Genomic DNA, 10,750 nt, shown 5'->3' on the forward strand with positions numbered 1-10,750 from the left:
TAAGCGAGTGATGTCGCAGAGGTTAAGTTAATCCTTATATAGGTACGTAAGCGGCTGTAATTTACCAAAGCAATCTGCTGCGTTAAATTTGGCATATAGCCTGTCTTGTCATTCATCGCTGATTATATGGCGTTCAACGCAGGCAACACAAGGGGTTGGCGCTTACCCCGACTTAACATTCAAGATGAATGTGGTTGCATATTTGTTAAATTTGTATTCTGTTTTGCTTTATTTTTTAGTGCGTTGTGATAGCATCAGTATGAAAACCACCAAACAGGAAACGTTATAGCTGTTTTTAAAATGGCTACAAGCAAATAAAAACAACGTTAGGGAATGGTATTTTTAGTTCAGTAGTCGTCCCGCCAGATTAACACTAACAAAGAATTTGAACCTGATTGAATACAGTGCGTCTTGGTTAATTTTATTATTAATCATAAGTTTGTGCTCTTCAGGTGTTAAAGGTGTAGTTGATTAGCGAGGCTTGCGGTTTTAAGCGGTTAGTTAACCTTTAAACCATAATGACAGGTTGATACGACTTTGCGGTTATCAGCAGCCATAGAGTTCGCACTTTGTCATTGTGTTTATGTAATTAATTGGTTTTTTCCAATTTTACGGTTCAGACAACTGTGCTTAATACCAACCGTGGTGCTAGCTAATATCGCCCATGCTGGGTCATTGAGTCAGATGTTCTGATCAAAGGAACTTACTCAATAAACCTTGTATGGGTATGGCATGAATAACGACTTAGTGGCTACATTAGTGACATTGGCCCGGACACGTGGCGATGACATTGCATATCAGTATTTCTTCGAAGATAACCAACCGGCAGTTTCCCTGAGCTACGCGGAGCTCGACTTAAAATCCAGAAAAATTGCAGCACGTTTGCTCACTTACTTTGACAGAGGCGACAGAGCTTTGCTTCTGTACAACTCAGGGTTTGAGTTTGTTGAAGCCTTTTTTGCCTGCCTGTACGCCGGCATTGTGGCGGTGCCTGTATACCCACCAAAGAAGAATCAAAATACCGATAGATTGAGAAGCATCATAGAAGATGCCGGCGCAACGGGTGCGCTGACCAGCAGCAAAATTTACGAAATCGCTCAGCCGTTATTTGAAGCTGAAACTAGCCTCAGCAATGTGTCTATCATTGCCACTGACAGTGCAGGGGTCGAGCAGGTTGAGCCTATGGCCTGGCAGGACATCCACATCGCACCGCAAGACCTGGCTTTTTTGCAATATACCTCAGGTTCGACGGGCAGCCCCAAAGGGGTGATGGTGAGTCATGCGAACATCATGGACAACGAAGAAATGATGAAGCTGGCCTTCGGTCACAGTGCACAAACCCCCATCGTCAGCTGGCTGCCGCATTTCCATGATATGGGGCTCATCTTTGGCATCTTGCATCCCATTTACATTGGTGCCCCTGCGGCGCTGATGAACCCGACATCGTTTTTGCAAAAACCTTTGCGATGGCTGAAGTTACTGAGCGAGACTAAAGCCGTGACTTCCAGTGCTCCAAATTTTGCCTATGACCTGTGTGTTGACACAATCAAAGAAGAAGAGCTGGCAAACTTAGACTTATCGCATTGGCAAAGCGCACTGAATGGCGCTGAGCCTGTTCGGGCCAGTACACTTGAGCGCTTTTATCAGAAATTCAAACGCTGCGGTTTTCGTCGTGAGGCAACTGCGCCTTGTTATGGCATGGCTGAAACCACCTTATTTGCCACGGGCGGACGTTTAATGAAAACGCCGTCGGTGCTGCAGCTGGACAGTAAAGAGATGCATCAGGGGAAAGCATCATTACTGACTGAACCTGCGGCGCGCACAGAGTTGTTTTACGATCTGACTGTTGCTGATAACACGCCCACAGATAATCAGCCCTATTATGCGGTGTCATGCGGCAGTACCTGGCATGGCCACACCCTGGCGATTGTGAACCCAGAAACTAAACAGCGTTGTGAGGATGGGCATACTGGTGAGATTTGGGTAAAAGGCGCCAGTGTTGCTCAGGGCTACTGGCGCAAGGTTGAGCAGACGAAAGAGATTTTTCAGGCGCGTATTGCCGATGATAATGATGGCCCTTATTTGCGTACTGGCGACCTGGGCTTTGTTCATCAAAACGAGCTGTATGTCACGGGGCGTGCCAAAGATGTGATGATTTTCCGCGGTAAAAACTATTACCCTCAGGATATTGAACTCACTGTGGTGGAGGCGCATGCTGCCATGGACAATAATGGCGGCGCGGCGTTTTCCTATTTGTCTGAACAAGGCGAAGAGCGTCTGGTTATCGTGCAGCAGGTCAAGCGTACGGCCGTACGCAAACTGAATGAGCAAGAGATCTTTGCGGCTATTACGTCAGCGATTACCGAACAACATGGCATTACACCGTATGAGGTTGTGTTGATTAAGCCCGGGCGGATCCTGAAAACCTCCAGCGGCAAAATTCAGCGTCAGGAAAACAAACGCCATTATCTGGCAGATACGTTTGACGTGTTAGCCCGTTCACGAGGCCAGCAGAGCGCGTCAGACAAAGTGTCACACCCAGCAAAAAACACGCATTATTCAGACATTGAAGCGACGTTACGCACTGTCTTGCAGGAAGTGGTGGGACTCGAAGTCGACCGCCAGCCGAATAGTCTGGATGTTGACGCCACCTTTTTATCTCTGGGTGTCGACTCGATGAAAGCGGTACGGATCTCGGGCGAGTTGATGGAGCTGCATGATATTGAACTCGAAGCTACGGTGCTTTACGAGTATCCATCGATTGCCCAGCTTGCTAATCACCTGAGTCAGTTTGACTCAGTGCGCGAACGATTGAGTGCACAAGAGCCTGAACACTCGGCGCAGCAAGCAACAAATTCAACGGCCACGCAATACAAGCGTGAAGCGCGTGCGCTCACGGATAATATGGATGTGGCAGTTATTGGCATGGCATGCCGTTACCCGCAAGCCACAGATCTCGCTGGATACTGGCAATTGCTGATGGATAAACGCGATGCCATTAGTGTGCCAAACGCAGTGCGACGGGCGCTGTGTCCTGAACTGGGCCAGACACGCCTCGGGGGGTATCTGGAAAATATTGAGCAGTTTGATGCCGGGTTATTCGGTATTTCACCGGCAGAAGCCAGATACATCGACCCACAGCATCGTTTGCTGCTTGAAACCAGCTTCCATGCCATTCAGTCAGCCGGCATGATGCCCGCTGAATTGGCCGGTCAGCCCGTCGGCGTATATGTGGGTATTTCTCAAAATGATTACTTCAATATGTCGAATAAGGCACAGCAGGGTAATGCGTATCTCGGTACCGGCACCGCGCTGAGCATTGCGGCCAATCGTTTGTCCTACACCTATAATTTTACGGGCCCGAGTCTATCGGTGGATACGGCCTGCTCTTCCTCTTTGGTTGCTTTGCACCATGCGCTTACCGGGATCCGTGCGGGTGATATGCCTATGGCGCTGGTGAGTGGTGTTAACCTGATCCTCAGTAATGAGGTCACGGACGCCTGTGAGAATGCACAAATGCTGGCACAGGATGGTCGCTGCAAGACATTCTCACGCGCTGCCGATGGCTATGTGCGCAGTGAGGGCGTGGGTTGTGTGTTACTAAAGCCGCTGACTCAGGCTATGGCCGACAAAGACCCGATTTACGGAGTACTGAAAGGCAGTGCGGTGAATCAGGACGGGCGCAGCAATGGGATTACGGCACCTAATGGTGCATCGCAACAAAGGGTGATCAAGTCGGCTTTGCACAATGCGGCTGTAGCGCCTGGGGATGTTCAATATATTGAAACCCACGGTACGGGCACTGAACTGGGTGATCCAATCGAAGTATCGGCACTGGCTAAAGTGTATGGAGAAGGACGCGCGCCAAACCAGCCTTTACTACTGGGCTCTGCGAAAGCCAACATTGGTCACCTGGAGTCCGGTGCAGGTCTTGCCGGGCTGATTAAAACGCTGTTGTGCCTTGATAAAGGGCAGGTACCCGCGCAGTTACATACCGCGCAGCTCAACACCCATATTCCATGGCAAAAGCTGCCGGTGCGGGTTGCGACACAAGCACAGAGCTGGCCTGCCCAGACGGATCAACACAGACTGGCAGCGGTCAGCTCGTTTGGGTTTGGTGGCACCAATGCCCATGTGATCTGTGCCCAGGCACCTGCTTATGCTATTCAGGATAACAAAACCTCATCGCAAAACTCGGGGTATGTGCTGCCATTGTCGGCAAAATCTGCCAAATCACTGACTGAGCTTGTTAGTCGTTATGCCGATACACTGAGCACGGCAACGCCACAAGCATTCGATGCCCTGATCAGTCAGACCGCGAGCATGCCGCATTTCAAGGAAGCCCGTCGTGCGTTTGTCGGTGAAACCCGAGCGGCGCTCGTTGCGGCGCTAAAAGATCATGCTCAGTTAACTGGTTTTGCAAATGACGTGCTGGCGTCAACGCGGGAGTTAGTGTTCCTGTTCACCGGGCAGGGTGCACAATATCCGGATATGGGCAAAGCTCTGTATGAGTCGCAGCCGGTGTTTCGTGATGCCATCAATGACTGTGACCGTTTGCTTGGGGATAAACTGGGACCAAGACTGGCTACAGTTTTGTACAGCGATCCGAGCGAGCAGTATCTGGCGCAGACTCAATGGACTCAGGTGTGTTTATTTGCCATCGAATATGCACAAGCTCAGTTGTGGCTCAGCCGGGGTCTCAAGCCGTCACGTCTGGTGAGCCACAGCGTTGGAGAATATGCCGCGGCCTGTATAGCAGGCGTGTTTTCGCTTTCCGATGCAATTAGGCTGATTGCAGAGCGTGGTCGGTTAATGCATGCGCTGCCGGATAATGGTCGTATGGTGACTGCGCGCTGTGAGCGTGCTCAGGCTGATGCGTTGGTGGCTGATATAGCCGGTCAGCTCTCGGTATCGGCTTACCATGGTGAGTCGGGTGTGGTGTTTTCCGGTCACAACAGTGCCATGGATACTTTGTGCCAGGCGCTTGATGATGCAGATATACGGCACAAAGCTATCAATACAGCGCGGGCATTCCATTCTCCGCTGATGCAACCTATGCTCAGTGAATTCGCTGAGGTGGCCGCGCAAGTTACCTATCACCAGCCAACAATCCCCTTTATTTCGTCAGTTACGGGTCAGCAAGAAGCACTGCGGCTGTGCGATCCTGGTTATTGGGTTGAGCAGATCTGTGCGCCGGTACAGTTTGAATCCTGCCTAGCTCAGCTGTCTCAGTCAGACGCTTATTGTGCCCTTGAGCTGGGGCCTAAACCAGTGTTATGTGGCCTGTTGCAGGAAAATCGCCCTGCTGAACGGTGTGAGTTTTTACATGTATTGCATGCCAAGGGCGCGGATTTACCACGCTTGTTATCAGCGCAGGGGCGTTTGTTTGAGTTGGGCGTAACGCTTGACTGGAATCAGTTATACGCGGATGACACCGAATCTAAAGTTCCATTACCTTTGTATCCGTTCGATCAAAGCCCTTACTGGATAGCGGAACTACCGACTGCATTAAGCACGCAGCCCGATAATAAGGGAGCGCAATCGCAGGCAGGTCAAGGGAGCACTACCCGAGAAGAGGCGATCCGTCATTTTGTGCTCAGTACTTTGTCGCGCTTGTTATCTATGCCTGTCAGTGACATTCAGACTCATGTGCCGCTATTGGAAATGGGTGTGGACTCGTTGATGATTATGAATGCTGTGCGGACCTATGAGCGAGAATTCGGATTGGAGTTTAGTGTACGCCAGTTCTATGAAACGCTTAGTACGGTTGATTTACTGGTGGCATACATCATTGAACACGGTGATTACCAATGTCAGGAAGCAACGCCGACGGCCTTGTCAGGACAAGGCGGCAGCGACACCGTAGTTGCAGCATCAGCTGAGCCAACGCCAGTGTCTGCGCCCACTGATCTGGTTGCGACTATTTGTCGTGAACAATTGCAGGCTGCTGCGTCAGTCACCAATGCCAGTGCAGCAACCAGTGTTGAAGCCATCGCAGCGCGTCAATTAGCCATGCTACAAGGTATGAGCGGCCAGGTTGGCACACAGCCAGTTAGTACGGCACTTGCAGCGACAGCTGCTCCAAAGGCTGTAACCACACAGACTTTAGCTGAGCAGTCTGTTGCGCAGCAAAGTGAAGCCGCTCAGATTTTGCCCGGGTTCGCTCAAAAGCAGATAACCACGGCTGCCAGCAGCCAATCTGTACAAAAGCATCTGGCTTCACTGATTGAACGTTATTGCGCCAAAACACCGTTGTCGAAAGCCATGGTGTCTGAACATCGCCCACACCTGGCGGACTGTCGCGCGTCGGCAGGGTTCCGCATGTCCAGCAAAGAACTCCTGTATCCGGTGTTTGGACAACGCTGTGAAGGCAGTCGGATCTGGGATATTGACGGCAATGAATATATTGATATTACCATGGACTTTGGGGTCAACTTGTTTGGCCACAAGCCTGACTTTGTCACCAAGGCGCTGAATCAGCAAATAGAGAATGGTTTGCAATTGGGGCTGGCAAGTGCACAAGCGTGTGATGTGGCAGAACTTATCAGTGAGTTAACCGCACTGGAGCGCGTTACCTTTTGCAACTCAGGTACTGAGGCGGTGATGACTGCGGTACGCCTGGCACGCAACAAAACCCGGCGTAATAAAATCGTGCAGTTTGAAGGGGCTTATCATGGCCATTATGACGGCACGCTGGCGCAAAACGCGCCGGGCGGGGAGTCGGTTGAACCTATGTGCAGTGGCGTCAGAGCGGGGGCGATCAGCGATAATCTGGTGCTTGAATACGGCGCAGAGTCGGCGCTGGATGTCATCCGAGCGCAGGGCAGCGATATTGCAGCTGTGCTGGTTGAGCCGGTGCAAAGCCGCCATCCGGGGCATCAGCCCTGGGCATTTTTGCAGTCACTCAGAGCGCTGACTGCCGAGCTGGGGATCGCGCTTATCTTTGATGAGATGATCACCGGATTCAGGGCGCATCCAGGTGGTGTGCAGGCGATGCTGGGGATCCAAGCGGACATGGCTACCTATGGCAAGATTGTCGGTGGCGGTTTGCCTGTGGGGGTTGTAGCAGGTAGCCACGAATATATGGATGGCATTGATGGAGGCATCTGGCAGTATGGTGATGCCTCTTATCCGCAAGCGGATACCACTTTTTTTGCCGGTACTTTCTGTAAACACCCGTTGGTGATGGCCAGCGCTAAAGCCGTTCTGAGAGAAATTAAAGCGCAAGGTGCGCAGCTACAAGAAGCGATTACCGCTAAAACTCAATATCTTGCACAGACACTGAATACGTTTTTTGCGCAGCAGCAAATTCCAATGCAGATAGAGCATTTTGCTTCTTTGTTCCGCTTCCGCTTTAGTCAGAATCTGGACGTGTTCTTTTATGAAATGCTCAATCGTGGCGTGTTTATCTGGGAGGGGCGTAATTGTTTTCTGTCGGCCGCACATACTGAAGCAGACGTTAATGCCATTATCCAGACCGTCAAAGACAGTGTGCTGGCGCTAAAAGCGGCCGGTTATTTTGGAGAACCGGACCCGGCAGATACACAGCCTGAGCGTTTCCCGTTAACGGGGGCGCAGCAGCAGCTACTGGCGCTGGCGCTCAAATCTGAGCAGGGCGCTCAAGCGTATCACTTACAGGCGGTATTGCGTATCAACGGGCCTTTGGACAAAACCCGTCTCACGCAGGCGATTACTCAGCTGCTTAGCGATTATCCTTTGTTGAGTTACACCGTGGATCCACTCACCTTGTCGCATGTACAGCTTACACGACAGGCTCTGGCTTTAACTGAGCATGAGTTCAACGACAAACCGCAGTCACTTCAGACCAGGCTTACGGAATTACGTTATCGACCCTTTGAGTTTGGTGTCCAGCCTCTGTGCCGCTTTGATTTGTTGTCAGGCGCGAGTCATGAGTACGTACTTAGCATTAGCGCCCACCACGTGCTGTACGATGGGCTCAGCCTGCAACAGTTGATGAGTCGCATTGCGGACAATTATAGCCGAGCGGATAGTCAATCAACCCCGCCTGCAATGGTGCACTTTAGTGCCTATGTTGAGGGCGTGGAACATTACCTGAATAGTGAAGTATATCAGCAGGATAAAGCTTACTGGCTGGGTAAACTGGCCCCGTGCGAAGCGCTGACTCTGCCAATGCGTTCCCGGGCAGACAATCAGGAAAGCTTTGCCGTTGAAAAGCGGGTGTTTACACTGGATGCGTTACCTCAAATTAAGGTGCTGAGCCAGTCTCAGGGATGTGGTCAGTTTGCTACCTTACTGGCTGTCTATACCTTATGGTTACACAAGCTGACGGGGCAAAAACACATAGCAGTGGGCATACCGGTCTCTGATCGGGGCATACTCAGTGACAACTACGACCCGGATGACCTGGATGAGCACTTACCTGGTTATTGCACCAATATCTTACCTATCGTAGCTCAATTCACTGGCCCGCTGACTGTGGGTGAGTTAATTAAGCAGGTGCAATCCAGCCTGCTTGAAGCCTTTGAGCATCAGCACCTGCCATACAGCGAACTAACGCATGAGCCAGTGTGTCTGCCACAGACACTCTTTAACCTGGATAAAGTGCAACACTTGCCTGAATTTTCCGGGCTGAAGGTGTCGACTTGCACAACGGATACCCGCTTTGGTCAGTATGAATTAAGTTGCAACCTGTTGTGTGTGGATGGCCAGTGGACACTGGAGTTGGAGTATCTGAGCGCACGCTACGACAGCGATATGATGAACAGTTATGCGCAGTCGCTGATCACTCTGTTTGCGAGTCTTGAACCTGAGCAGGGGTGCAGCCATGCAAGCTTGCTGAACAGCGAGACTCGGGCACAGTTGCTGGCGCCGGTTTCTGACAGCCCAGCCTTGCCGTTGCTGCTGAATGCATTAACAGATCAAGTGACACAGTCTGCGCAAGAGACCGCGTTGATTTGCTCAGGGCACTCGCTCAGTTATGAGCAATTGCAAGCGCGCGCTAACCAGCTTGCAAATTATCTGGCTGCACAGGGCGTGGGTCGTGACTCTCTGGTGGCCATTGCGCTGCCACGGCGGACCGAGCTATTGGTGGCTTTATTGGCCGTGTTGAAAACCGGTGCCGCGTTTTTACCACTTGATTTGAGCTTTCCGCAGGCCAGATTGCAGGATATGCTAAATGACAGCCAGGCTGCTTTCTTGCTGTGCGATGAGCTGAGTGAAGCGGCGGTCGCCATTGCTAATACCCATATTGATGTTGTTGACCTGGATGCCCGGCAAACTGAGATAGCTTCATGCCCGAGCACATTTGAAGTCCAGGCAATCTCACCTCAGCAACGTGCTTATGTGATTTACACATCAGGCTCCACAGGCAAGCCCAAAGGGGTTGAGATCAGTCATGGGGCGCTGGCAAATCTGTTACATACTATGGTGAAAGAACCCGGCCTGTGCCACACAGATTGCCTGTTGAGTGTGACCACTATTGCCTTCGATATCGCATTGTTGGAATTGTTCGGACCTCTGATGGTTGGCGCAACTGTGCTGCTGGCCAGCGATCAGGCCTGTAGCGACCCAAATGCGCTGCTTGAGCTCATTGGTCAACACCCGGTGACTGTCATGCAGGCCACGCCAACCTTGTGGCAATTACTGCTCTCGGCCCGCCCTGATTGTGTTGCCGGATTAACCGTTTGGAGTGGTGGTGAGCCCCTGACTGAGATACTTGCAGAGCAATTGCTTTCGCAGGCAAAGGCGCTGTGGAACATGTACGGACCCACCGAAACTACCATTTGGTCTGCAACCACTCAGATACTCGACTCTGAACACATCACTATCGGCAAGCCTGTCGCCAATACTCGCTTGATTGTATTAAGTGAAGATGCAACATCGAGTGCTGACATGCAACCTGTTGGCGTGTGGGGAGAGCTGTGGATTGGCGGAGCTGGCCTCGCCAATGGCTATTTGGCACGACCTGAGCTGACCGACGCACGTTTTATTACCTATGAGTTTGATGGTGAACACAGTGAGCGGCTTTATCGGACCGGTGACAGAGCGCGCAGGTTGGCTGATGGTAGCTTTGAGCTCGATGGCCGCCTCGATCATCAAGTCAAATTACACGGTCACCGGATTGAGCTAGGCGAGATAGAAGCGCAGTTGCGTAAGGTGCTGAGTGAAGCCGATGTGCGCGTATTTATTAAAACCACAGCGCAAGATCAGATGGCGTTGTGTGCCTATGCCATTGAACACGGCGAGCTGGCACAGCAATGGAATATCAGTGCGCTGCGCAGTGCGTTGGCCAATCACCTACCAGCTTATATGCTGCCGGAGTATTTGTGCTGGCTCTCGCAGTGGCCAACTACGGCTAATGGCAAGCTGGACCGTAATGCGCTGACGGTACCCGACATCAGCTATGCGACACAAACCACCTTGTGCGCGCCGAACAACCCGGTAGAAACTCAGATCCTGACCTTTTATCTCGAGTTGCTAAACACCGAGCAGCTGGGTACCCGACACAACTTCTTTGAGTGTGGTGGCAATTCGGTGCTGGCCATGCAGCTGGTCTCCCGGTTAAACCAACACTTTGCCATCAGAGCGACAGTGGGAGACATCTTTGATAACCCCAGTGTCGTGCAATTGGCTGTGCGTGTGGATGAGCTGGTGAGTGCAGGGCCAGTGGCAGACTCACAAGGCGTTGAACGCCTAAGTAATATTGTCAGTGGTCGCGATATCAGCGTGGCATTAGATGATCAATCCATGACGGAGATGGACTTGTAAG

General features: G+C 51.5%; 1 protein-coding gene. It reads left to right on the plus strand.

Translation table 11 applies throughout. The features are described from left to right. Positions 1 to 732 precede the first annotated feature (732 nt). A complete protein-coding gene (locus QNM19_RS00685) occupies positions 733 to 10,749 on the plus strand; it encodes a non-ribosomal peptide synthetase/type I polyketide synthase (protein WP_284026171.1) in 10,017 nt (3,338 codons plus the stop codon). The last annotated feature ends 1 nt before the right edge of the window (position 10,750 follow it).

Origin of the sequence: Pseudoalteromonas ardens (assembly GCF_030125445.1) — a bacterium.
Classification (GTDB): Bacteria; Pseudomonadota; Gammaproteobacteria; order Enterobacterales; family Alteromonadaceae; genus Pseudoalteromonas; species Pseudoalteromonas ardens.